General features: G+C 56.4%; 26 protein-coding genes. 13 read left to right on the forward strand and 13 right to left on the reverse strand.

Annotated features, from left to right (window positions below):
• Nucleotides 1-192: 192 nt before the first annotated feature.
• The 4 genes from AC07TV_RS21170 to AC07TV_RS21185 all read left to right on the forward strand — a co-directional run bounded on the left by AC07TV_RS21170 (nt 193) and on the right by AC07TV_RS21185 (nt 10,244).
• Nucleotides 193-3,771, forward strand: a complete 3,579-nt coding sequence (locus tag AC07TV_RS21170; protein ID WP_494650355.1) for a Druantia anti-phage system protein DruA — start codon at nt 193-195, stop codon at nt 3,769-3,771.
• A gap of 8 nt (nt 3,772-3,779) precedes the next feature.
• Nucleotides 3,780-5,267: a hypothetical protein gene (locus AC07TV_RS21175; protein ID WP_494650356.1), complete on the forward strand. Its 1,488-nt coding sequence runs from the start codon at nt 3,780-3,782 to the stop codon at nt 5,265-5,267.
• Nucleotides 5,260-9,945: an ATP-binding protein gene (locus tag AC07TV_RS21180; protein ID WP_494650357.1), complete on the forward strand. Its 4,686-nt coding sequence runs from the start codon at nt 5,260-5,262 to the stop codon at nt 9,943-9,945. Before AC07TV_RS21175 ends, AC07TV_RS21180 begins: the two co-directional genes overlap by 8 nt.
• Before the next feature lie 86 nt (nt 9,946-10,031).
• Complete coding sequence (locus AC07TV_RS21185; protein ID WP_494650358.1) at nt 10,032-10,244, forward strand: hypothetical protein; 213 nt, start codon at nt 10,032-10,034, stop codon at nt 10,242-10,244.
• A 91-nt stretch (nt 10,245-10,335) separates the two neighbouring features.
• On the opposite strand, the gene AC07TV_RS21190 is transcribed toward AC07TV_RS21185, so the two are convergent.
• From AC07TV_RS21190 to AC07TV_RS21215, 6 genes are all read right to left on the reverse strand, one after another.
• Nucleotides 10,336-10,659: a hypothetical protein gene (locus AC07TV_RS21190; RefSeq protein ID WP_494650359.1), complete on the reverse strand. Its 324-nt coding sequence runs from the start codon at nt 10,657-10,659 to the stop codon at nt 10,336-10,338.
• Nucleotides 10,656-10,964: a DUF5983 family protein gene (locus AC07TV_RS21195; protein WP_494650360.1), complete on the reverse strand. Its 309-nt coding sequence runs from the start codon at nt 10,962-10,964 to the stop codon at nt 10,656-10,658. Before AC07TV_RS21195 ends, AC07TV_RS21190 begins: the two co-directional genes overlap by 4 nt.
• Nucleotides 10,965-11,234: 270 nt before the next feature.
• Entirely contained in the window at nt 11,235-11,816 is a 582-nt protein-coding gene (gene radC, locus AC07TV_RS21200) for a RadC family protein (protein ID WP_494650361.1), read from the reverse strand.
• 336 nt (nt 11,817-12,152) lie between these two features.
• Nucleotides 12,153-12,824 (reverse strand): hypothetical protein, encoded by a 672-nt coding sequence (locus AC07TV_RS21205; RefSeq protein WP_494650362.1) that lies wholly within the window; start codon nt 12,822-12,824, stop codon nt 12,153-12,155.
• Nucleotides 12,825-12,937: 113 nt separating this feature from the next.
• Nucleotides 12,938-13,177 carry a hypothetical protein gene (locus tag AC07TV_RS21210; RefSeq protein ID WP_494650363.1) on the reverse strand — a complete coding sequence of 80 codons (240 nt, stop codon included), beginning with the start codon at nt 13,175-13,177 and terminating at the stop codon, nt 12,938-12,940.
• Between the two features lie 247 nt (nt 13,178-13,424).
• Nucleotides 13,425-13,925 carry a hypothetical protein gene (locus AC07TV_RS21215; protein ID WP_494650364.1) on the reverse strand — a complete coding sequence of 167 codons (501 nt, stop codon included), beginning with the start codon at nt 13,923-13,925 and terminating at the stop codon, nt 13,425-13,427.
• Nucleotides 13,926-14,034: 109 nt separating this feature from the next.
• Between AC07TV_RS21215 and AC07TV_RS21220 the strand changes: the two genes are divergently transcribed.
• A complete protein-coding gene (locus AC07TV_RS21220) occupies nt 14,035-14,283 on the forward strand; it encodes a hypothetical protein (protein ID WP_494650365.1) in 249 nt (82 codons plus the stop codon).
• Here the strand turns inward: AC07TV_RS21220 and AC07TV_RS21225 are convergent.
• Nucleotides 14,254-14,475 carry a hypothetical protein gene (locus tag AC07TV_RS21225; RefSeq protein WP_494650366.1) on the reverse strand — a complete coding sequence of 74 codons (222 nt, stop codon included), beginning with the start codon at nt 14,473-14,475 and terminating at the stop codon, nt 14,254-14,256. The genes AC07TV_RS21220 and AC07TV_RS21225 overlap by 30 nt on opposite strands.
• A gap of 1,192 nt (nt 14,476-15,667) precedes the next feature.
• Nucleotides 15,668-16,570, reverse strand: a complete 903-nt coding sequence (locus AC07TV_RS21230; protein ID WP_494650367.1) for a LysR family transcriptional regulator — start codon at nt 16,568-16,570, stop codon at nt 15,668-15,670.
• A gap of 90 nt (nt 16,571-16,660) precedes the next feature.
• Here AC07TV_RS21230 and AC07TV_RS21235 point away from each other — a divergent pair, with 90 nt between their 5' ends.
• Nucleotides 16,661-17,218 carry an NAD(P)H-dependent oxidoreductase gene (locus AC07TV_RS21235; protein ID WP_494650368.1) on the forward strand — a complete coding sequence of 186 codons (558 nt, stop codon included), beginning with the start codon at nt 16,661-16,663 and terminating at the stop codon, nt 17,216-17,218.
• Nucleotides 17,219-17,331: 113 nt separating this feature from the next.
• Here the strand turns inward: AC07TV_RS21235 and AC07TV_RS21240 are convergent, their stop codons facing one another.
• Nucleotides 17,332-17,994: an IS3 family transposase gene (locus AC07TV_RS21240; protein WP_494650369.1), complete on the reverse strand. Its 663-nt coding sequence runs from the start codon at nt 17,992-17,994 to the stop codon at nt 17,332-17,334.
• Nucleotides 17,995-18,020: 26 nt separating this feature from the next.
• Complete coding sequence (locus AC07TV_RS21245) at nt 18,021-18,338, reverse strand: integration host factor subunit alpha (protein ID WP_494650370.1); 318 nt, start codon at nt 18,336-18,338, stop codon at nt 18,021-18,023.
• 218 nt (nt 18,339-18,556) lie between these two features.
• Here AC07TV_RS21245 and AC07TV_RS21250 point away from each other — a divergent pair, with 218 nt between their 5' ends.
• Nucleotides 18,557-19,228: a hypothetical protein gene (locus tag AC07TV_RS21250; RefSeq protein ID WP_494650371.1), complete on the forward strand. Its 672-nt coding sequence runs from the start codon at nt 18,557-18,559 to the stop codon at nt 19,226-19,228.
• A complete protein-coding gene (locus tag AC07TV_RS21255; protein ID WP_494650372.1) occupies nt 19,225-19,872 on the forward strand; it encodes an RES family NAD+ phosphorylase in 648 nt (215 codons plus the stop codon). The genes AC07TV_RS21250 and AC07TV_RS21255 overlap by 4 nt, the downstream gene beginning before the upstream one ends.
• 445 nt (nt 19,873-20,317) lie before the next feature.
• On the opposite strand, the gene AC07TV_RS21260 is transcribed toward AC07TV_RS21255, so the two are convergent.
• Complete coding sequence (locus tag AC07TV_RS21260) at nt 20,318-20,755, reverse strand: type II toxin-antitoxin system VapC family toxin (RefSeq protein ID WP_494650373.1); 438 nt, start codon at nt 20,753-20,755, stop codon at nt 20,318-20,320.
• Nucleotides 20,752-21,012, reverse strand: a complete 261-nt coding sequence (locus AC07TV_RS21265) for an antitoxin (protein ID WP_494650374.1) — start codon at nt 21,010-21,012, stop codon at nt 20,752-20,754. The genes AC07TV_RS21260 and AC07TV_RS21265 overlap by 4 nt, the downstream gene beginning before the upstream one ends.
• Nucleotides 21,013-21,385: 373 nt before the next feature.
• Here AC07TV_RS21265 and AC07TV_RS21270 point away from each other — a divergent pair, with 373 nt between their 5' ends.
• From AC07TV_RS21270 to AC07TV_RS21285, 4 genes are all read left to right on the forward strand, one after another.
• A complete protein-coding gene (locus AC07TV_RS21270; RefSeq protein WP_494650375.1) occupies nt 21,386-21,961 on the forward strand; it encodes a hypothetical protein in 576 nt (191 codons plus the stop codon).
• Between the two features lies 1 nt (nt 21,962).
• A complete protein-coding gene (locus AC07TV_RS21275) occupies nt 21,963-22,223 on the forward strand; it encodes a hypothetical protein (RefSeq protein ID WP_494650376.1) in 261 nt (86 codons plus the stop codon).
• 226 nt (nt 22,224-22,449) lie between these two features.
• The gene (locus AC07TV_RS21280) at nt 22,450-22,695 is read left to right on the forward strand and encodes a type II toxin-antitoxin system Phd/YefM family antitoxin (protein WP_494650377.1); all 246 of its coding nucleotides are present in this window, start codon (nt 22,450-22,452) and stop codon (nt 22,693-22,695) included.
• On the forward strand, nt 22,692-23,117 hold the full coding sequence (locus tag AC07TV_RS21285; protein WP_494650378.1) for a type II toxin-antitoxin system VapC family toxin: 426 nt from the start codon (nt 22,692-22,694) through the stop codon (nt 23,115-23,117). The genes AC07TV_RS21280 and AC07TV_RS21285 overlap by 4 nt, the downstream gene beginning before the upstream one ends.
• A 15-nt stretch (nt 23,118-23,132) precedes the next feature.
• Here the strand turns inward: AC07TV_RS21285 and AC07TV_RS21290 are convergent, their stop codons facing one another.
• Nucleotides 23,133-23,429, reverse strand: coding sequence for an integration host factor subunit beta (locus tag AC07TV_RS21290; RefSeq protein ID WP_494650379.1), 297 nt, complete (start codon nt 23,427-23,429; stop codon nt 23,133-23,135).
• Between the two features lie 304 nt (nt 23,430-23,733).
• Between AC07TV_RS21290 and AC07TV_RS21295 the strand changes: the two genes are divergently transcribed.
• Nucleotides 23,734-23,946 carry a hypothetical protein gene (locus AC07TV_RS21295; RefSeq protein ID WP_494650380.1) on the forward strand — a complete coding sequence of 71 codons (213 nt, stop codon included), beginning with the start codon at nt 23,734-23,736 and terminating at the stop codon, nt 23,944-23,946.
• The last annotated feature ends 138 nt before the right edge of the window (nt 23,947-24,084 follow it).

A 24,084-nucleotide genomic window follows, 5' to 3' on the forward strand; every position in this document is an offset into this window, starting at 1 on the left:
AACCGCTAAGTACATGTCTAGCACAGCCATTGTTCGAAATGGGATAACCCGGGTGGGTTGGTGTGACTCATTCGACATCGTCGGCTGCTAAAGAAGAACATTTTGGAGATTACTGTTTCTCAACCTTCGAAGCCACGCGCTCCCGAAAAAAATTCACGAAGCGCTCCTCAAGATGATGACTGGCGTTTGTTCATGCCTAGCATCGATGATGACGGGACTGCTTATTCGATGCTCCGGCGCCTTGCGAAACTTCCCCATGAGGAATCTGTAGCAAGGCTGTCGGCGTTCGCCAATGCACAGGCCCAGATAAAGGGAACGCAAGCATTGAAGACGCGGGTTTCGGCAACCCTGTTGCGGGATTTGCTGCACATTGGCTGGGAGGTGCTTGTCAATCCACATCACATTTATGTTCGCCCACCCACTCCAAAGGACCGGGTGGCGCGCAAGGCCTTTATCCGGCAGCAGTTGCTCTATGGGCGAGATGACCAACTTCTTGACGACTCGCACCGGCGGTTTCTCTTCACGATGGAGCGGCCTTCGAAGTATTCGTCGTGCAAGCCCGTCACTGAGTTGATCGCGGATGGTCGGCGGCTTGCTGAGCAACTTCGTCCCATCGCGGCTATGCCGAAAGAACAACGTGGGGCACTACTTGAGCGCGTCTGTCAGCCGTACCTGCAACTGGTTAGCGACGAACGGGACGAATTCACGAATATCCGTTTGATTGATATCTGGCGCTACTTCCGACACAGTTGGAGTACGCGGTATCGTTCGTCACCCGGCCGCAATCTGTTCTATCTGGTTCGGGATGCGGCGCAGCCGAACCATCCTGTTATCGGCATCACTGCGCTGGGCAATACCGTGATGCAATTGACACCCCGAGATCTGGCCCTTGGCTGGACGCTCGACGGTATGTTGGGTCTTTGCGATCGGGGTGAATTTACCGATAGCGAAGTGCTTCGAGCGCTGCGGGTGCGACTGGAGCAGGACTTCGAGCAAATCTATCGGGATGACCTGCCTGTTGCCCGTCGAATTGACCATAGTGTTGACGACGAGACACTGAGCCGGCTGGCTGTGATTGAACAGGATTCGATCCGCGACCGTGCGGACTCGCTCAAAGGCGACGACGAAAATGCCAATAAGAGGGTCGAAGACCTGGCTCCTGAACGGCTGGTCCACCTGACAAAAACCCCTCTATTTCGCTCGAAGAGAGCGCGTGCGACCCGCGAAATTTTGCGTGCCTACCGCACGATCGCGACTTGGCGTTGCAGCCTTCGTGACCTGGCGGCAACCGACTACGGAACCTGGGCACTGAATGTAGCCCTGAAGCAAATCAAGAAACGCTATTCCGCAACCAGCATGATGGAACTGACCGTGTGCGGCGCGGTAGCGCCGTACAACCATTTGCTGGGTGGAAAACTCGTCTGCCTCATGATGATGAGTCCCCGTGTCGTAAATGACTACCGCGAGCGCTACGAGGGCATGGTAAGCATCATTGCCAGCCAGATGGCCGGACGTCCCATCAGCAAGGAACCGCATCTGGCTTTTCTTGGTACGACCAGCCTTTATACGGACCACTCGTCGCAATACAACCGGGTGAAGTTGCCCCCCGGGACTGTCCCAGGCCAATCGTCGAGTATTGAATATACCCAACTTGGACGAACCGAAGGCTTTGGCTCCCCAAATCTATCGGCTGAAACCGAACTCGGCCTAGCTGCGATTGCGGAGGCATCCGTCGGTTTTCGCAATGTCAATTTTGTGTTTGGTGAAGGTCAAAGCCCGAAACTTCGGCAATTGCGCGAAGGATTTACAGGGCTTGGCCTGAATCAAACTAATCTGCTGCAGCATGGTTCCCCGCGCATCATCTACGGCGTCCCCCTAGTCAAAAACCTTCCTCGTGTGCTGCTGGGCATCGACGAAGAGCCTACCTACGCTATTGACCCATCCGAGGCTGGTGCTGAGCAGAGCATCGGCAGTTACTGGATTCAGCGATGGCTTGCTTCTCGCCTCGATCACCTCCCGTCCCTGGAGGCAGTCGCCAAGTCGACGCCACTGACCGAGCGTGTTTCAAGATTGATACCCGAGCGACCGGCCGATTCTGCACCGCAAGGTCAACTGCCGTTCAGAACAGTCAAAGGAGATAAGATCGACATGCAGACCGGAATCATGACCGACGAACGGCTACAGTTTATTCGGCTGCTGTACCGAAATGAGAGCGCATTCAGCGATCACGTCAGCCTCACTCGGTTAAAAGAGTTGAATATCAAGACTAACCTTGAGGAGGTTGTGCGCAAGGTAGTCCGCAATGGCGGTTCGGTGGTCATTACTGGCAATGCTGGCGACGGAAAGACCCACGCTATCCTTCTTATGAAGAAGGAATTGAAGGGGGCCGAAGTGGTCACCGATGCAAGCGAACTGACTTCAGCGGATATCGCCGTGCGCTGGCAACTTGCGCGAGACGAGAAACGCCCGTTCTGTATTGCAATCAATGAGGGGCCGCTGGTGGACCTAGTTCGGGAACACCGTCACACTCAGCCCTGGCTGGAGGATATTCGAGGGCAGTTGCTCCGCCTTGTTGGCTACAAGCCGCTCGAAAGTTTGCAGAGTGGTGATGCCGAGAACTGGAAAATATCCGCTGGCGAAGCAGTCATTGTCGACTTGAGTCACCGCCGTGTGTTGTCCGCTGACCTGATTGCCGCGATTATCGAGAAGTTGACCGATGACCACTGGTACCAAGGATGCAGCAACTGCCGAGCAAACACGACCTGCGCCGTTACCTACAACCGGACCATGCTGCGCTCCGAGTTGCCGCGCCAGCGCATGGTCAAGTTGCTGACGACAGTTGGAAAAACCGGCGTGAAGGTGACGTTTCGCGAGGCACTTGCTTTCGTCTCCTACGCTTTGTTTGCCGGTAAGACGTGTGAAGAACTGAAGGAGTTGGGAACCAGTGAGGAAACGCGTTATTACTGGAACGCCTTCGAAGGCGAAGGGGCTATTTTTGAATTGTTGTCACGCGGGATCGATCCGCTGAAGCAAACGAACCCGCAGATCGACGAGAACTTGTGGCGAGGGATTTTCAATCCTTCCGACTTCGCCGGAAATTCGATGTTACCGGCGTTGCAGCGTAACCTCGACGAACTTGCCGAGCGGGAACAACGCAACTTGGCCGATGAGTTTACTGCCCTCAAGCGCCGCTGGTATTTCGAACACAAGGAAGGACACCTTCTCGATTTCTCCGAGGCAAATCGGTTATTTGAGGAATTACAGGATACGTCGGTCGCGATGGCGATCCGGCTCAGCCGGTTGATCACGTTAATCAACCGCTGGTGGAATCGTGGAGGGGAGTCCAAGGGGGATGCCCTGCGGTTATGGACACGCCTCTCCTATCAGCCGAGATCGAGAAGCCAAGCCATGGTCTCCGGCCTAGCAGTCAACCGCAACCGCCTGAGGCTCTACAAGCAGGAGTTGGCACCGGTGCTGAGAAAGGCGTTTGGCGAGCAGCCTACCGGCCACCTTTTGCTTGCTTCGGCGGACGACCCCCGATTTGCGAGGCTGGTCGTGGATACCGAACTGTTGGAAGGTCTGCTGCATGGCTCGATTGCCGATGGGCAAAGCGAGATCAGCCGGCGACTGGGTCAATTCAACGACACGCTCTCACAGTACGGGGATAAAAGTTCCGATGTCCGTACGGTCGATGTCGTAGATCCGCAGAGCGAACTGCGAACGACGGTAGTCGTTGATCTGGTAAATCGCCGTTACGACTCCGCGAATTGAGGTCTCAAATGAGTAAACAACTCCGCAAGGCGCTCACTGACGAACTGCATCGCAGGCATGGCTACAAGGTGATGGAGGCAAAGATAAAGCCGGTCCACATTGCCAACGCGCTGATGCGCAGCGAGCATCAATGTGTGGGTCGAATGACAGTGCTCGAGCAACTGTTTGTGGCCACTTTACCCAAAAACAGCATGGATGCACGCATCAATGCCGTGCGCTCAATGCTGGACAGTCAGCGTGATCGCTGGGGTGCCTTGGGGCAGTCATCGGATATCAAGTCGTCCTTGTTGATGACCAAGGTTTTGCCGCTGATTCGCACTCTATTGGGTACCGATGGTGCAGCATTCGGAAACTCCCCGGAGTTTTCGTCATTCTCTTCGCCGACGGCCTTGACCGTCACCGGCGATCCATCGGATGACGGTGCCGGGGCCTTTGTGCATCGCTTGTGGGGGGCTCACGATGCTGCTGTCCGGCTGCCAATCCTTGACCTGCTGGCAGAACTGAGTTCGCCTGACAAGGACCCGGCGCATATGGACGATCTGTCAGCCTTGCTGGCGCCCTTGGTCGACTCTACAAAAAAACGGCAACCGGGTGTCATCACGGCCGAGGATTTGGGAAGTGGCTATTCGCCTCTGGAAGAAGCGTTGCGGTCCGCGGCTAATTGTTTATGTGCCTACGAACGAAAACTCAATCCTAATCCCATTGCGAGTTTGCAGCGCGTCGTATTACTTGCTGCTCTGTCAGTGTTTATGCACGCGGCAACCCGGGCACATGAACGCGCTGGCCATCCTGCACGCATTCTCCTGCTGGATGCGTCGGGCGACCACTATTCGGCGATTGCACAGGCCAGTACGCGCTGCGTCACACAACTCATCAATGATGCCTGTAACTACATGGTCTCCGTGTTGGATGACCTTTTAACTGCGCAAATATTGGACTGGCCGAGTTCCCCGCTGGCGGCGATAAACTCCTTGTTCGAGAGTGTCGGGCAGGCGCCCCTAGATGCGAACAATCCGCTGGTCCGTCGTATCGAAGAAATCGTTCAGGACAATACTGATCTGGACGAAGTCCGTCGTGAAGTGGCAGAAGAACTGGTTCGCCAGGCAGAAGGAACGTCTCGTCGTGGGCTCGATGGTTATCTTCGCCTTCTTGGTATCCGTTCTGGTTTTCTGTACCCGACGCAAAAAAATCCCAACAAGCGCCTGAATCCGGCCGACCGAACGCTCGAGGTTCTGGTTGCCTCGACCATTGATGTCAGTGCGCAGCCTATGGAATACCGCGACTTCCTGGAACTCCTGCGCCAGAAATGGGCGATAGTCGTCGGTGGCAGGGTCGAGGATGCGGCATTGCTGGCTCATCTTGGTGCGACCGTGCCAGTGCGTTTGCTCAGCGAAAATAGCGAGCGGTTTCTGAGCCGCCTCGAATCCCTTGGACTTGCCCGACGCTTGGCGGACAGTGTCGCCGTTGTCGGTCTGCTGGAGGCAACTCATGAATGACGAGCGAAATGCGGTTAACGAACGCGTAGCGGAATTGCTGTTGGCTGAATTTGAAACCGCCGTCCATCGCGAAGAGTTCGGTGTTGTCGCCCAGGATATGGCCATGTTTGACAAGCAGCATTTCCTGGCAATGCTGCCGGACTTGCTTGCAAAAACGAAAGGGCGCCTGCGTATTTCCCTTGTCGGCGAGCGTGACGATATAGCGAACTTTCAGGGTTTGTATCCGAAGTTCGCAGAGTTCGTAGCCTCTGATGAGGAAACGGCTGTGCAATGGCGGAACCAGAAGCTAAAAACCATTGTGGTGATCGCCAACGGGCCTCTCAGCAAACAGGCTTCCTTAAAAGACTTTCGTTCGTTGGGCGAACATAGCCTGATTAAGTTGCTTTGCGAGGAAGAACGTGATCGGGCCGAGGTACTGAGGCTGCGGACACTATGGGATGCCCTTAAGTCGACACGGGGGCCGAGTTTGTCGCTGCACGCCATTGCCACCTTCTCAAAGGCGTTACAGAGTTTGAGCCCAGTGGACCGCTCGGTGAAGGCGCCAACCCATCTTTACGCACTTGGTCTATTCCCCGATTTGCACCTTGCTGATGAGGCGACCGAAGGACGGATCATTCGTCGGCTGAAGGCAAATTCAGATGCTTTGAATATGGTGAGCAATGCCACTCCTGAAGACTGGGATCGCATGACGACCTTTTGTCGGCAATTGCCGGCCAAGGAAAAGGCCAGATTCAATGCGATTCGAAAGCGGCTCAGGGGGATCAACCAGCGTAGTTCGGAGGATCTAAAGGATGTCGAACTCGCCGATGTGCTGACGTTGTGGCGAGGCAAACTCGCTGCATCGGCTTCCAGCAATGGCCAAAACGGGAACGGCAAAGATGGCGGCAAGGTTCCAGTTGAGTCACTCGTCGCGGAACTACTGCTTGATGGTGGAGAGGAAAAATTAGCCGATTTGGCCGAACAAATCTCGGTCCTGACAGACCAGGCGGAGAACAATCAGACCGTCGGCGATGATGAACCCCTTGGTACAAACGATACCGGCGGCGGGGACAGTTCTCCTGCGGCGCTGCCCGTGACTAGCGTTAACGCCAATGTTATCGGTTTGGCAAAGTCTCGGTCGACGACGAGCGAATGGGGCGGTGTCATCGATATTGAGACTGACCGTCTTGATGCACTGACTGAAGTGACGGCCTTCAAAGCATGGAGGCCATTCCTGTTTCAGGAGTTCAAGTCCTGGATTGAAGAGTTCGTTGAGGCTGAATTGGCGCCACAACTCTGCATTGAACTTGCAGATTCGTTGGCCGCAACGAGGAACCGCTTGCTGGCGCATATTGCAGAGCTGACCGTTTCGCCGGTGACGGTTCTTGCCGGGCGGAAGGATATTTTTGAAGCCGCTGAGGCCTATCTCAAGGCCTACGACCAATTGCTGCGCCAACTTCAGTCAGCCTATCAGGAAATGTACGCCCAAGCCGGTGATGAAGCCGAACGCTTGGTTCACTGGCTGCTCTCAATGGAGTTGTACGTTTATCGTCGGGATGGCGTGACGGAAGTGCTCCTGTCGCCTGTGCACCCGCTGAATCTATGGCGCAGTGTCGCGATCGTTCGCGATCTGCAGTCGCTTGGCGGAAAGTTGTCGGAGACTGAGCGTCAGACGCTGGTTGCGGCGTCTGCTGAAGATTTACAACTGCTTAACGTCTTGGTTTTGCCGAAGATCGAATCGCTGAATACGCAGCCTGCTCTTTTGGGCCATGCTGGTGCTATCGCGCACCTGCCGCTATTCAAGGAGGCTCCGCGAGGTGTATTGGAGCCGGATGGGCTCAGGAGTGTCGGCATCCTGTCGACGTTGATCGCGCACCTTCGTCCCTTCGCACGGCCAGGCTTGCAGGTTCTCTTCATCAATGCACCGCGTCCGGCTCGCTTCCTCGAATCGGTATTGGAGGCATTGGATCTCGATAACGAAACGGCTGAGGATACGTTCTGGGGAGTGCATTTGCGCTTCCGCTACACCTCGGACGACACTCGTGGCTGGACGTCTGAACTCGAGGAACTCGACGATCAACTGAAGGATCGCATTCGTGCTGGACAAGAGCGTGGACTGATCAGTTTATCGATCAACCCTGAAATTATGAAATGGCCGGAACTCATCGATGAAACCCAGGCATTGCCTGCACACCTGACGGTTGTCTTTGACCCCTTTGAGGTTCGAACCGCGCTCGTCGCGCGAGCTGGTCTGCATGACCTCAGTCCTTGGATGCCGAGTTGCGAATATCGCTATAACAAGCTCAAGAAGCAGATCATGATCGTCCCGGTTGCCGAAGAGGAAATTTTTGCGACCTATTTTGCGACAGCAACACTGGTTCATCGTGAATTGAAGCAAAGTACGGCAACACATCAACCCCAGGTGGCGTCCGTGAAGAGTTGGCTGGACCAACTGGCTGAAAGCAGTACATGGACTGTTGTCGCCGACCCCCATAGGGTCCTGGTGCCGCGTCTCGGCGAGGCCGAGGTTATCGACAGGCGGATCGAAAACGCTCGTCAGATCACGACTTTTGGCCGCGATCTGAGTCCCTTCGTGCGTCGTTTGGATCAGCAATTGCGCAAAACGCATTTTGTGGCCGACCCGGCGACACTGGAAGAACTCGTCCGCGATTTGGTGGCGATGGAACCCAACGGAATTCTCGGCTTGGTTGGGGGGGATAAGGGCAAGCACGTCAAGGGAGCGCTTGGAAAATTGATCGCCATGCGCTGGTATCGTCGAGCGGACCCGAGCGGCCTTGCGGTTAGCCTCGATACTCAAAACGCTCGCCGTTGGCTTAGTGCCGGTAGGCATTCCAATGAGCAGGCTGATCTCCTGGGGCTTCGAGAGGAAGGTGGCGACCTGATCATAGACGTGATCGAAGTCAAGACACACGACGACAATGTGCCATACACCATCCGCGACGGTGTCGTTACAGGACACGCGGTCGATCAAGTTCTTGCTACGCTTCACGCCTTGGCAGAGGTTTTTGGTGGGCAAGGGGTTTCACCATTGGCAAAACCACGTCGGGAAGTGATCCGTGAGCACCTCTATACCGCTCTGCTTCGCGATCTCGATCCTAAATATATAGAGCGTTGGCATGGTCTGTTGCAAGACCTCTTCAATGGCAATCTCAAGGTTCGCCTTACCGGCCGTATCGTTCACGTGCAACTTGCCAGTGTGGCGACCACGAGTCCAGTGACTGTTCATAGCGAAAGCGGCATCCCGCTGGAAATTAATACCTTGGCGGGGACGGATGTCGGCTTGGTGCTGACCGCGACCAAATTGGTGCGGGATGATGCTCCCTTGAACCGCGAGCCGATTGGCGTGGCCGGGCACGTCTCCGCGTCGATTGATCCCGTCCAGGCGTTCCAACTTCTGGTTACTGATCAGAAGTTGGTGCAGGCGGCGAGCGCAGTTGCGAACGACCAGGAAATCTCCGGCGCGGGCGAAGACAAAATCAAAAAATATGCGTCAGAGAGCGCGGTGGTCCGGACCGACGCGACGAGTCATGCCGTTGAGGTTGGGGGGGGCGCCCCTACTCAGCAGTCGTTGGAATTGTTCTTAGGCCAAGAACTCAATACCAAGAATTCGGTGGCTTGGTTGCCTGGTCGGCAAAGTAATGGGTTTTTGTTGATTCTTGGAGCTTCAGGTTCTGGCAAGACCGAGACTCTCAAGGTGCTCGGGAAGGGAATTGTTGATTACGGCGTGCCTGTCTTGGTCCTCGATTTTCATGGTGATGTCAATTTCCCAGGTCTTCGATCGGTTTTGCTCTCATCCGGTACGTCGAGTACCACTGGCGTCAATCCGATGGAGTTGGACTCCCAGAGTGCCGAAGAGACAGGTCTCTACGACCAGCGAAAAGTCATACGGGACATGGTTCGCAATGCTGTACCGGCACTCGGCCATCGGCAGAATGCAATTCTTCGCGATGCCATCGAGGAAGCCTACCAGACGGCTGGTTTTGACGATGGCGATCCGCTGACCTGGCGCAATACGCCGCCAACGTTTGCCGACGTTGAACGCATCTTGTCCGGATGGTCCGAGGATGATGCCCGCAAGAGTCAGCGTTCCGCGATAGAGGGGTGTTTGGCTGCCGTACAGGAGATCTTCGAGCACCCGATCTTCCAACGGCAGGAGCACGTTTCCACGGACGAGATCTTGTCGACAAATGTCAGACTCGACCTCAGTAAATTGCCTGATGAAGTTCGATACATCGCCGCAGAAACGTTGCTGCGAAAGATTTTCCGTGTGCTTCGCCTCAAGGGGCCGATTCCGGTGCAGCCGGCAGATGACCGACAACGTTTCCGGTTATTTGTAATTATCGATGAAGCCAAGATTCTCGCGACCGGGGGAGGGGATCCTGATGCGGCTGACCGAATCTTGAATCTACTATTTACTGAAGCCAGAAAGTTTGGGCTTGGCATGATACTCGCATCTCAAATGAGCGATCACTTTGGTTCTGAGGTGAAGGCGAACGCTGCGACATGGTTGGTACTAAAACCGATGGACATGAGAGAGGCTAAGAAAAATGCGCCTAACGTCCATATGGAACCCGAGGCGCTGACCGCGTTGAAAGGACGAGGTGATGGCTATTTTCGGGATCGAACCTCCCCTCGAGCAAGGCGAATTCAAGTCCAGGCGTTGGAACCCAATGTATAGATTCAGAAGTTGGTGGGATATGAATCTTTAGCAGGGTTGAATGGCGAAAATATGCCGGGAGACTGTCTCCGAAAGGAGAACAGAACATGGCATACACACTCGGCCGCTTTACAATTGATGAACTTGGATTTATTCAAGTTGTTCCGGCGCGCATTCTGGTTGCCTCGGCGAAGGGGGATATCGATCTGAATCTCTTGGCGAGGGAAGAACTGGCCAATCGTGGGTTGGACCAGTCAGGGGTTTGGGTTGGTTTTGAGCGGGCAATAATGGCGCTTAGAAACAGTGGCGACACTTTTTGAACTACTCAGACACCACATCCCTCTGTTGAGGAGTGACTGCGAGGCACCGTCTATCGACATGCTACGCCACAGTGAATTTTCTCTGCAGTAGTCAAACTTCAGCCGGCGGGTGAATGGCATGGTGCCAAACCACAACATTGCCCGCAGTGAAGCGCTGGTCCAGATAGACAGCTTCGATCATGGTTGCCGGGACCTTGATGCCCAATGCATCGAGTTTGCCGGTCAGCGTGCCGATGACCGTCCAGTCGAGGGCTGGCTCATGGAGACTGTCGTAGACGATCTCGTCCTCACCAGCGAGCACGCTTTCCTGGCAGCGAAATACCTGCAGGAATAGTTCGCGTAGGGGCCGGTCATAGCCGGCCACCACCAAAACGGGCCGGCCCGCGTACATGAGCCGGATGTTATGCCGACTCATGATGCCAGTTCCGGCGTTTCGAAAGTCGGCAGGCCGTCGATTACGGCCGCTTCGCTGTCGAATTTCAGCCAGACAATGCCGGCCAACTCGGCGACCTCGAAAATCGCGGCCAAGTCGCTTTCAGTCGGAATCCGGTGGCGCGGCGCGCCGACGTAGAAGATGCCACCGCAGTCGGTCGGATAGGCGTTGACTGACAGGTCGTCGTTGGCCAGTTTCAGGCGAGTATTCGAGCTCAGATGCGAGAGCGAGATTGCGGCCAACGGTTCAGCCTGTGTTCTCAGGTGTGTCACGGAAGTATTTTCCATGCGTGTCTCCTTCTTTTTGAGAGAGCGTCGACCTGGTCTTCGTTTGCCTGCCAGTTTGACGGTGGTAAGTCATGCCGCAGTTGCGGCAACGGAACCAGCGCAGGCGTCCGAGCGTCCCCAGAGGGACGCCATTACCTGCGCAGAACGGGCAACGTGAAGTGGAAGTCATTTCTATTTTCCATTCACAAAGCAATTGTTGAAGTCCGACCGGGAGCCTTGGAGAAGCGCTTCCGGATCGGACTCAGCATAGAAAGCGGGCGACTCATGACACTAAATCAACCCAAGTTCGGCAAACGAAACGACTTTGTCACCGGCCACGATGAAATGGTCGATGATCCGCACGTCCACCAGGCTCAGTGCCGACTTCAGAGTTTGCGTCAGCAGTTCATCGGCCCGCGAGGGCTCGGCTTCGCCCGAGGGATGATTGTGGGCCAAGGCCAGCGCCGCAGCATTTCGGGTCAGGGCTCCCTTGACCACTTCCCGGGGATAGACTGAGGTCTGGGTCAGGGTTCCGCGGAACAGTTCTTCAGCCTCGATCAGGCGATGGTGGGCATCCAGGTAAAGCACCAGGAACACCTCATGTTGAAGGCCTGCGCAGTGCAGGCGTAGCCAGTCGCGCAGAACTTGCGGCGAGGACATTACCGGGCTGTTACTCATCTGCTCGCACAAGTCACGCAACAGCAGTTCACGCGCCACACCCAGGCGGTGGGCCAGTACGCTATCGGCCATGTCGTTCATGGCGATGGGTGCAACGGCATCGCTGACATGCAAGGGGATGGCACTCGATGCGCAAACTGCGGGCGCGAGTAATTCGCGGACGAGGTCGGCATGGGACAGGACGGACATATTCATGGCGTTCTCCTCTATATATTGGAAAAGCGGGAACGCCGATCCCGACGGGGACAGAGTCCCCGCTTGGGATGAAGGTGTGGACGAATGTACGGACGAATGTACAAATGACAGTCGGCAAGACGAATGGGGCAGGTATCGACTGCGACGCCGGCCAGAAACCGGGTGACATTCCACAATGGAATGCATTTAGGCTTGGCTAGTTTCTCGCATCGGGTAGCGGGCTTCAATGGGCTGGTAGCGACGCCATGCGCAAGCCGGGCTGATTCTGGTCGATTTTGGATAGCGTTATCGATGAGTTGTGCGAGAGCCATGCTCCATGGACTTGCTTAGGCGGCGTCAGCGGAAGACGCGCGGCTCGATTGTCACCCCGCGCATGAAGGCGAGGTAGGCGCCGGCCTGGCCGATATCCCGGAAACTGGCGACGACTTCTTCGCGCTGGAGTACGTCCCAGGGGCGTTCGGCATCGCCCGACGGTTTGATGCTCAATTCGGCTTCCCGATAAGCGTCATGGCGGTACAGGAAATTACCGGACGCCCAGTCAACGATGGCCAGGATGCAGGCGCACAGAATGGCGCTGCCGCCATGTTCGCCAGATTCGATCAGAAGTGGAACTTTCAAGGTTCCGATCGAGCGGCCAATCCGGCCGACGACATCGTGCTCTTCCAGCCAGGGTTCGCCGGTAAGTGTGTCGCCCAGAATCAGGCGAATCTTTCGTTCGTGGGTCCGACAGGACTCCAGAACCTTGGCGGCCTTGGTATCGGTACCTGGATCGAAGTACGTCGTGCGCGTCAGCGGCGATTGGCTCCAAGCTTGGACGGCATGGCAATACTTCTCGTAACCAGCGAAAGTGGCATAGTCCTCATCCGTGAAGGCGAGGTCGGCTCGGCCCAGTTTGTGGGCAATCAGGTTGGCGTGGTCGCGGGCGTTGGCAAAGCCGAAGCAGGTATAGCTCTCGCCGCAATCGACGACATAGAGTTGTTGTTCGGCATTGATGCTGATCTTGTTCATCTCGGGTTCCTTTCGACATGGCGTGGAACCCGATACCCCATGGGTGTGAGCCCCACGGGGTGTTGGTTGGTTCGCCGGGCCGGAGTATGGCGGGCGTATCGTTGCGTGGTAATTCAGGCCGTTTGCGCTACCGGCTGGAACACTGGCTCAACGACCACGGCATCGGCGACGACGATCTGGTCGGATATCTGACGGTCCAACTTCAGCAGCAGGGCGTCCGCGTGCTCTTGGTCATCCGGGCGCAGGGACGAACGCAGTTTTTCGACCTCTTTCTTGATGAGGCGAAGTTCTTGGACGATGGCGCGGTTGGCATGGGCTTCGATGGCATTCAGGATTGCGGTGACGGTGATCATCGATGGCTTCCTTTCATGGCTTGAGACGGGGATGGGCATGCCGATGCCCACTGGCGGACGGGGAAGGTGAACGCGGGTCGGCAATGCGGGATTTGATCGTGCGAGGCTGCCTCGACGGGAGCATCGGCACGCATGGGTGGGATTGAAGCGAGCGCCGCACGCACCGCGAACTGAAGCGCGGGCGTGGGCGTTCGACGATCCGGATACAACAGCCGTAGCCGTTACATCGCAGGCCGGACCGGAAGGGTCAGGCGGCCGTGCGCGGTGCTTTATCGGCGGACGAGGCCTGGTCTTCGGTGGCTGCTGGGGCCAAGGTGACCTGGCGCTCGAAAGCCGGGCGGGCCGTCGCGAACCCAGATTTCCGGGGCAGGCGACGCACCTGGACGGCGGCCGGTTCCTTGGCTGCTTCGGGCAGGCATTCAAAAGCGAGGTCGCTGCCGTGGCACCACATCGTCTGCAGGTTGCGCAGTGGCTGGATGAACAACCCGATGCAAAGCCCGCGGAAGAACTGACCGATCCGCTTGTGCCGCGCCTGGCGGGCCTTGTGCTGGCGCAGGGATTCCCTGCAGCATAGGTAGAGTGCCAGATGGCTGCGCTTCATTTCAGGATCGGACTCCAACTGGGCCAGAACTTCGCTAGCGATGGCCGGATCCCGGCCGACGCGCTGGTAAAAACCAACCCAAGTACGTTCTTCCTCAGATTCGAAGCTGGAGCGCCGCGGACGAGGGCGAGATTTCTCGATTGACATGGTGTTATCTCCAAAGGTGAACAGAGGGAACACCTGTCCCCGGTCGGGGAAGCGGTAGACTCCCCGGGGTTGCACGGACATATGGCGCTGCTAAGCTGAACGCTCACACATGAAAGGTGCCCACAGCATGCTGCGTGCAGGCAACGCACTACGGTTCACGCCCGACGAAATCGAGGACTTCCGAAAACTCGGACTCGACTTCGACGGGGCGCGAACGCCGGACGACTTCGAACAGGTATTGAGCCATTGGGCCAATACGCTGAACGACGAACGTCCGAATCTGCTGGAAAAAATTGCTGTTGAACTGGCTAAGGCCAAAGGCATTCAGCTACCCGCACGCTTGACGCGGGTACGCTGATCCGACCTTGCTGTTCACCTCGGCAATCCCGATCCAGCGGTCGGCGATCCGGTCCAGATAGACCAGATCATCGACTTCGATCTCACCCGACTCTCGCAAGCGGGCGATGACCTCCTTGACCAGGGACGGATCGTCCTTGGCCAGTTGAATCACGGTGGCGGCAATGCGCCGGCGGTAGAGACTGATCGGCATGATTAGGCTCCTACCGCATGAGACTCGGAAGCGCAGCCGGATCGTCCGGGGATGATCGGCGGCGGTTTCAACAACGCCGGTACGACCGGTGTGCGTGTGGTAGGCCGGGCATACCCGGAACCACCCAACAGCACGGCAACTGGACGCGACGTTTTGGTCACAGAGGTTGCGAACATGGTGTTCTCCTTCGGGAATGAAAGGGAACACCTGTCCCTGGCAGGGAACTTGGGGTTCCCCGTTCGGGATGCTCGGCCAAAGGGCAGAGCGACTCAGCAATTGCCGGTTGGCAAATGCGGGATGAAGGCTGGTGGTTCTTGTGAACGGCGCCTTCGCTAAATGCAGAACTGCAGAACCCCCTAGCATCGGGAAAGTCTCACAACCATGAAACTGGACTATCCGGCTGGGGGCGGGTACTCGAAAGGCAGGTAACGACTGCGACGCCAGAAAGACTGGACTTCACGGCGATTGGTGTCGCCAATGAAGGCTGTGCAGACGCGATGTCTACAGGAGGCATTCGTAGTATCGCGCTTTATTGATTCAGGGTTAAAGTGTGTCGACCCGGTTACCACACCCAAGCGCCTGGTATTTGATTGGGGGGGGGCTATGGCCAGAGTTTTTGGGCGTTATGCGAATGTCTTCTGCGTTGATCACGTGGGTGCGTGTTGGGCGGCAGGTCCGCTTTCCTATGTCGCATGGTGAGTACTGAGCGGCTTCTTGCTAGAAACTGCCTGGTTCCATATTGTCGAGACAGTATAAAAAAGAGCCTGCCCTGAGGCAGGCTCAAGTCCAATCCGGAGGAGGAATGGAGGAGACATCCTAATAATGCCAATACAATTGCTGCTATGCAACATTTATTGGATGGGTGCTCAAATGCATGTTGCTAGCCAAGTAGTGCTCAGTAATTGGTTGATTTAGCTTGTTTTTCGTTGCCTTTATCAAGCCGTTGGCATTCAATATCGACGTAAACATCAGCTATCAGGTCTGATTTTTTCAAAATTGACGTTGATTGCCACCCGCAAGGGCTGACATTTGCTGGTGACCGTAGCCACGAAGATTTGTTATCTGGATGAGTTCGAACAATATTGCGCTGCAATCAATTTGTTCTGATTTTTACCAAATTGTCTTACTCATTCGCTATCGAGGCATTGGGCTGGGAATGTTTTCAATGATGCATCTCCAGAAGCCGGAAGGCTTATGGCTGCGACAGAATTTCCCTGATCACCGTCGCGACATATTGCACCCCGTGATCTTTTGCTCGTCGCTTATGCCATGCCAGATGTAATGGAAAGCCAGCTACTGACAAAGGGGGGTCGAAAACCACATGCGTTTTATCCCATTCCGTTGGCAGGCACCGGCGCGGCAGCAATGAAATGTAGTCCGAAGCCAATAAAACGGCTGGTACGGCCAAAAAAGAGGGGACCACCACCCCGATATTTCGGTTATGCCCCAACTGACTCAATCGGGCATCTAAAGGACTGCTGGTGTCGCCATGACCGGATACCAGCACGTGGGGATAGTTGAGCCACTGAGTTAAATTGAATTTGTGTGCGGCTGGATGCCCTTTGCGCATCACCACACAGTAGGTCTCGTGGGACAGTTCTACCCTCTCGAGAGCATCCGGAACCTCCGGAAATACGGAGACGGCGAGATCCAATTCGCCACCTATCAAGGATTCGAGTGCTGCTTTAGCACCATGCCACGGGCAGGCCACAATTTGCAGATGCGGTGCCGTCGACGAAAGCCGAACGAGCAATGGCGACAACACTAATGTTGCTGGAGCATCCGGCAACAAAATTCGAATCGTTTGCTCCAGTGTGGAGAGATCTGGCGCTTGCGGTTGTAGCAGCGCCCCAATCTCGGCTAGGATATTTTTTAGCGGCGCACGCAGCAATGCTGCTTTGGGCGTCAATCGCATGCCAGGCTGTCCTCTTTCTAGCAACGCATCCTTGAATAGATAGCGGCAGCGTTCGAGCGCATTCGACATCGCAGGCTGAGAAAGGCCAATACGCGCAGCTGCTCGCGATACATGCACCTCGTCCAGCAATGCGTCCAATGCCACCAGCAAATTGAGATCGACCGACCTTAAATTGATCATATCAATACAAGTATATACGAAACATCCATTAGACGAATATTTAACTATAATCCATCATGAGAGTTCATCAAATTCACATCGAGAACTTCCATGACCGACACCCTTGTTTTGCTCTTTCACCCCTCGCTTGCCAAATCAAAAACCAATGCCGCTCTGGTAAGGCAAGCTACAGTCATCGCTGGACTGGAGGTCATCGATATGTACGCACTCTATGGGGATGGCAAAATTGATGCTGATCTCGAAGTGAAGCGGCTACTCAATGCGGAGCGGGTTGTTCTCCAATTTCCAATCCAGTGGTATTCGTCACCGGCCTTGCTGCAAACCTGGAAAGATATCGTCCTGACCCGAATGTTCTATATCGCCTATGAAAATGAAGGGAAACGCTTCGAAGGAACACCTCTATTGATCGCCGCGACGGCAGGCAATACTCACAGCGCCTACAGTCCAAGTGGGATCAATCGCTTTTCGTTAGGCGAAAACCTTACTCCGTTCATGGCCATGGCCGGCCGGTGCGGCCTGCCCTGGGCCGATCCATTTTTTGTCTATGAGGCAGGTAAGCTTGATGAAGCAAGTTTGGAGAAAGAGTCCACTCGTTATGCTGACCATCTGCGTAAATGGATTGCAGAGTCTGTTGCCCATCGAATATGACCTCTTGGAAGAACAAGAATTCGGCGCTACCGGGCACCCGAGTCGCTCATCAACAGAGGTGGCCCCGCGAAGTTGGACAAATATTTAGTTTTCTTAAGTGATATTTCTGCGGGTTAAGCCGCTACGGCGAGGAGCGGCTGGTTGAAGTAAGCCGTATCCGGGGTTTGCCCGTCAAGCGTTGAGTGCGGGCGACGGAGATTGTAGAAATCGAAATAAATGGCCAGCACCTGCCGGGCCTCAGAAACGGTGTCGTAGTCGTGCAGGTAAATCTCCTCATACTTGACCGATCTCCAGAGGCGCTCAACGAAGACGTTGTCTCGCCAACAGCCCTTGCCATCCATGCGACCTGAATGCTGCCTTCCTGAAGCAGGCGTTATGAACGCTGAGCTGGTGAATTGGCTGCCTTGGTCAGTGTTCATGATTTCCGGCTTGCCATATTTCAGGATGGCCACTTCCAGAGCATCGACGCAGGGATCAGCGGTCAGGCTGTTCGACAGCCGCCAGGCCAGCACCCGGCGGGTGGCCCAATCAAGGACAGCACTCAGATAGACGATGCCCCGGCGCATCGGAATGTAGGTGGTATCCATCGCCCAGGCCTGATTCGGACGGTAGATGCTGAGATTTCGCACCAGATAGGGATAAATGCGGTGCGCCTGGTTGCGCTGGCTGGTGTTGGCTTTGCGGTAGATGGCCTGGATGTCGAACTTCTTCATCAGCGTGCTGACACGTTTGCGGCCGATTGCGTGACCTTCAGTGTGGCGAATCCCGGCCCTCAAACAGCGACTGAGGTCCTTGCCTGTGCTCAGGCGGCTTTCGCTTCGTCGAGGGACAGATGAGGACTGGTCTCTACGGAGTCTTTGAGGCGACCACTGGAGTGAAAGGTCACGACTCGACGAGCGGAGATGGGGGTTTCTTCTCCGGTCTTGGGATTGCGCCCTGGTCGTGCGGCTTTTCTACGAGTATTAAATACGCCGAAGCCGGCCAGTTTTACTTCTTCATGACGTTCCAGGCAGTCTGAGATTTCTTTGAAAAATCCCTCAACCATCTCCTTGGCCTCCCGGTGGTTGAGGCCAACGCCGTCGACGAGTAGTTCAGCGAAGTCTGCTTTGGTGAGGGTCATGGTTCGAAAGTGAAATTTACGGAAGGCTGATCATAATTCGCAAGCCTGCTTGGTGAAAGTCTTCCGCGCCGGAAATCTGTGAGTTGTTGATACACGAAGAACCAATAGCGGCAGCCCCTGGCTATTTCAGCAGCAATGCAATCCTGGGAGGGGGTAGGTTTGACCAAATGGACTTTGTTTTATAGAATAAGGTCAATTGGTTCAATTGGCTGATGATCATGTCTAATACTGCTACCCAGGTCGCTTTCTCCGGTGATGTCCTGTCTTTTCAGTCTTGCCCACAGTCGACGGGCGGCAAGAAGGAGCACACCTATTTGATTGGTGTGAAGGATGAGGCCGTATCCCGTGTGCTGGAAGGGATGATGCCCCTGCTCGGACGTCTTCTGCTGGAAAAGACGGCGAATGTGCGCGAACGTCGTCTGGAAGAAATGGTTGGCTTCATGGCAGCACAGATGCTGGCCCCTTCTGCAGTGGATACCCAGATGGCCCAGCGTCTGGCCGCACGCCATGCCGCAGTGCTCAACGAGTTCGACTACTTCTCGGCCGAGCAGTTGGCCGATGCGAACCGTTCGACCGCTGCTAGCCGTAGTACGCTCGCCGACAACTGGCGCAAGCGCCGACAGGTGTTCGCGGTGCCGCACCCTGACAAGAGTGCCCGCGAGCGTGACGTCTACCCGGCCTTCCAGTTTGCGGACCACAAGCCGATCAAGGCGGTGCAGAGCGTGCTGGCTGCCTTCGGTGAGCGCAAGGCCCCGTGGAAGCTGGCGCTGTGGTTCACCTCGAATAACGGCTGGCTGCCTGGCAGCGCACGTCCGGTCGACATGCTCCTTTCCGATCCGGAGGCGGTGATTGGCGCGGCCCGGCATGATGCTACCGGAAGCGCCGCGTGACATGCCGTCCCCCGCACCTGCCGCTTGATCCCCTCTTTGAGGATTGGCCGGCCGGTGAGGTGATTCATGTGATCCATGATACGGCTTATCCACCAGAGAGCTTCAATCCGGGCGTGGACGGGGCGGGGGTGCTTCGCAACCCAACACGGTTCGCACCCATTCGCGACCTGCACGGCAGGGTGGTGCCCTACCTTTACGGCGGATCGACTCTCGACTGTGCGATCTTCGAGACGGTATTCCACAACGTGCCGATCGACGCTCCGGTCAAGTTTGTCGACCTCGACGATTTCGCCGAACGTGGTCACGGTGAACTGGTTTTCCGGAGGTCACCGCGCCTCGTTGACCTGACGACCGATGGCTTGCATCGTCTTAAGGTGCCCAAGGCGGAACTGATCGCCAGCCCCGCCCGAGATTATCCGGATACTGCCCGTTGGGCCGAGGCGATTCACCGCCGATGCGCCGATGTGGATGGCCTGGTCTGGATGTCGCGCCAACGGGATCGTGATCGTGCCGTCGTGCTGTTCGGCGACCGCGTGGGGACAGCGTTGACGGGAACACGGATTGGTCTTCCGTTGCGGCTCAACAACGCGCTTCGGCAGGCTATTGTGGCGGCGGCCTTGCGGGCTGGAATCGAGGCCGACTGACGGGCAGTCGCCCCGGGGAAGTCAATCAAAAAAGTCCTGAAAGCTGTCCAATCCTCAGGCGACCAAGCGTCTGCAACGGACGTTCGCCAATCGTTCCATCCCGCGCGACAGCCCCGTGGTCTGCGACCACCCGGCTTTTTCTCGCAGCCGAAGCCGCCGATCCGAAGTTGATGGAACTGTACGCGCGCTATGTCGAAGCGCGTGATTATGGTGTCGGGTACCCCGTTGACATGGCTCGATACTCTCGGAACACGACATTGTGTGGTTGTGCGACAAGTGCCGATTGATGTCATCAACGCCTATGTATTGTTCGCCAGCTGCTGGAATTCGTACTGGTAGTATGCCGGTTTGGTTGATTTACAAAAACCGATTTGGTCCGGCGTGATCACGCGGTAACGGTGCCGGAAAATGTTCTTTAGAACTACGGCCAGACAGGCGTGGCAAGCTAGATGGTGCGGCTCCAGTCATCCACCTTGAAGTTTCCGGGGGCACGTCTGAATACGCGATCCCGGGTAATGAGCACGACTTCGTCTTGCGCTGTGCTTGCTGCAAGATCCAGAGTTTTGGCATGCGCAGCGATCATCATGTCCATCGGCGCGAGCGTGATACCTGTCGCCTCACACTCGGCGCGCAATGCACCATAGACTTCACCGACTTCGGCTGTCCATGGCAGGATCGTAACGCGAATCAGGAACTCGCGAACGCGGGCGGCCAAGCCCGGCGGATGGCCTTGTTTAGCGACACCATGCAGCAGTTCAGCCTGTGTCACGGCAGAGATCGCAATGCTGGCCATGGGCACGGCGATCAGGCGCTCACGTACTTGTGGAATGTCACCCTTGATGATGTGACTCGCGATGTTCGTGTCGAGTAGGTAAGTCGTCATTCACCGGCTTCCTCGAACGGATCGCGCGACGGTATTCCTTGCTTTCGATCCGCCTCGCTCATGAAATCAGCGGGAACTTCCGTTGTCGCATCGAGGGCGAAGAAACCTGCCCAAGACTCGGGGTGACGCGACAGGATGACGTCTCCTGTGAGCGAGTCGCGGCGGATATAAACCTCCCTTTCCTCAAAGCGGTATTCGAGTGGCAGGCGGACGGCCTGGCTGCGTCCGGTCACGAAAATTTTCGCAGTCTGGGTCATCTCGATCTCCTTCGCCAACGTTTGGCCCGAGGGGGCGAACGGTGTATGTCGCGGATGGAATCGAAGAAGCTTGGAGACCATCCGTCCGATTGATACATACCAAAGAATATATCCGAAGATGGTAGGTATCAAGCCGTATATCGGTTGGGTTTTCAGAGCACCTGGGTTGGGCAAGGCGTTTGCTCCGTGACCGCCTGCAAGGGTCCATCGTCTTCCGCCCTGCGCTCAGCCTTGGCAAGCAGAACCCGATTGCCTATCTGGACGAGCCGCTACCCCAGTGCGCCGGGCGGAAGCGGGCGGCGTCAATCTGCCGGGTTTCAGAGGACGAGATAACTGCCCTTGCAGCCAGTAGATCGGATGAGACGCTGGTTACATGGATACCCAAATACCTCACCTGATCTACCCGCTCTACCACGGCACCCGCAGCGCCGCAGCCCGCGCCATCCTGCGCTCGGGTTTTCGTCGCTCCCGTTCACGCAATTACACCGGAACTGGCGTCTGTCTGAGCGAGTCGCTTACCGTCGCCTACGAATACGGAACGTATGAAACGGGCGGTTGCGTGCTGGAAGCGCGGCTTGCACCGACCGCTTGCTGGACGGACCGCCTCGACGGGCGGAATACGCAGGGCGAGGCCTGGGATAAGTTCTTCGACGAGTCCGGCATGGATGCGGTGCGCGGCTTCGGCGGCAATGTTTGGGTGGTGTGGAACCCGGCCGTGCTGGTGTCCATCACTCGCTTGACCCACCGCGAGGCGATCCGGCGCCTGTGCGCCGAGTTCGATGAGGATGGGCCGGCGTGCGGCTACAACGGCGTCGTCTCCGACTACGCGAGTCTCTGGTGGAAGCAGGACGCCAGCGACCCGAACCTTACTCGCTTCCCCGATCACCGCCAGCAGTTGATGGCGCGCCTGAAGCGCTTCGTTGGCTGTACCCACTCGACGAGGACCTGACATGCCGCTGGAAAAGCACCTGCTCGACCAAATCACACTGGAGGACCGCATGGCGCTAATTGAGGTCGGTCACCTGCTCAATCAGGCGCAGCAGGCCTGGAATCGGATCGAGAGCGGCAAGCAGTGCGAACTGAACGCCATGCACCACGAAGAAAGCTCCCTGGCCTACTGTCTGCGCTGGGGTACGCAGGCAGTGGAAGACCTGATCGAACTGACCAAGGGGGGGCAACCCAGTCCAGATTTGACGGGGACGAGCGGGTAGGGGGCATTTTCCGATCCAGACATGCCCTTGAAGGCCGTCCATTCGACGAGAGCATGAAGGTATCTCACAGCGGGAACCTTCATGGAAACACCCACCACCCCCACGTCAAGCCAGGCGCGATAACTCGCCGTTTTGTGCAAAACATGGTTGGCGCCAGCGCCTTTCAAATCTTGACTTTTACAGACTGGTCTATATTCTGGTCTATGTGTATCGTAAGGAAAAAGCCATGAACATCGAAGTTGGGTCATACGAAGCCAAGACAAAGCTGCCAGAGTTGTTGCGCGGAATCCAGACCGGCAATCGCTACACCATTACCCTGCGCGGCGAGGCGGTGGCCGATCTTGTGCCGGCGGAAAGCAATAAGCACTCGGACGCCGTGGCTGCTGTTGATGACATGCTGTCCTTCATACAGGCTCACAAGTCGGTGGGGGCTGTTGATCTCAAAGCGCTTATCAACGAGGGGCGGGCGTGAATTTCGTTTTGGATGCTTCAGTCGCGCTGCTCTGGCTCGCGCCGGAAACGAATCCGGCCGGTGCGGATTATGCTACCGCCGCCCTGGTGGGGCTTAAGGAATCGCAAGCTGTCGTGCCATCGCTATTTGCGCTGGAAATTGCCAATGTTGTCGCCAAGCTCGAAGCTAGGGGCGGCGTGACCGAGGCAGACTCGCAACGCTATATTGCCCTCCTCGGGCGACTCAATATCACGACCGATCAGGCGACGGCAGTGCATGCCTTGGGCGGCACCTTGAATCTTGCCCGGCGCTACAAGCTATCGGCCTACGATGCTGCTTATCTGGAGTTGGCACTGCGCGCCGGCCTGCCATTAGCAAGCCTTGACGCGAGTTTGATACAGGCCGCTTCAACAGCCGGTGTATTAATCTTTGGTCCGCACTGAGGCTGTGCCGGAACTTTAAGGAGCTGGGGGCGCCGCATCGTTTACGCGTTCCCGCAGTTCCTTGCCGGCCTTGAAGGCGGGAACCCATTTCCCCTGGACCGCCACTGCCGTGCCGGTTTTTGGATTGCGGGCTTGGCGGGGCGGACGGTAGTTCAGACCGAAGGTGCCGAATCCGCGAATTTCGACGCGATTTCCGTCGGCCAGTGCAACATGGATTGCCTTGAGAATTTCCGCGACTGCTATCTCGGCATCCTTTTGCACGAGTTTCGGAAAGCGTTCGGCAAGCAGGGTGATGAGTTCGGAGCGAGTCATGCCGATATTTTAAGATGAGGACTGGCTTAGGCAAAGCGGCAGACGTTGGTCGAGGCCATACCGGTTCAGCAAAATTGGGTTGCCAAGTCGCAGAACCAACCCAGATCCACTATTCACAGGAGCCATTGGTGCTGCCGTCAATACGTTTTGGGCTGCAAGTTGCCAGGGCGAAGATTCGACCTGACGCCGGCAGGCTGACGGCAGGAAGAAGGGGGGGGGCACAAAGGCGAGTCGGAATTGCCGCTTTCTGTGGCTTAGTACTCCCATGGTCTCCATCGCATTTTCCGAGAGCGGCAGGTGCATCATGATCGACCACCCAATCATCAAGCACTTCGAAGTACATGCCGAAGTGCTGGACATCGGCGGCAGCGTCGAAGTGATTGACGATGCCATCTTTCAGTTGGCGGCCTGGATGGATGGTCTCGAACTTTCCGAGGACGATGAGGCACTACTCTGCCACATCGGGGCGGTGCTCTATCGCGAGGGACTGCGGCGCCGCATGGGAATACGGCCGTGATCCACAGATTAAAAACGGGGCCGCGAAGCCAAGCAGTTAACAAAAAGTGAGTAAAACGGCCTTCCAAGGCCGCAACCACGGGCAAGAGCTGCAGAAGATTTTCTCTGGGTATTTTTGTCCGTCTCCAAAAAAGTGGCC

The sequence above is a fragment of the Azonexus sp. GW821-FHT04F04 genome (assembly GCF_059420025.1).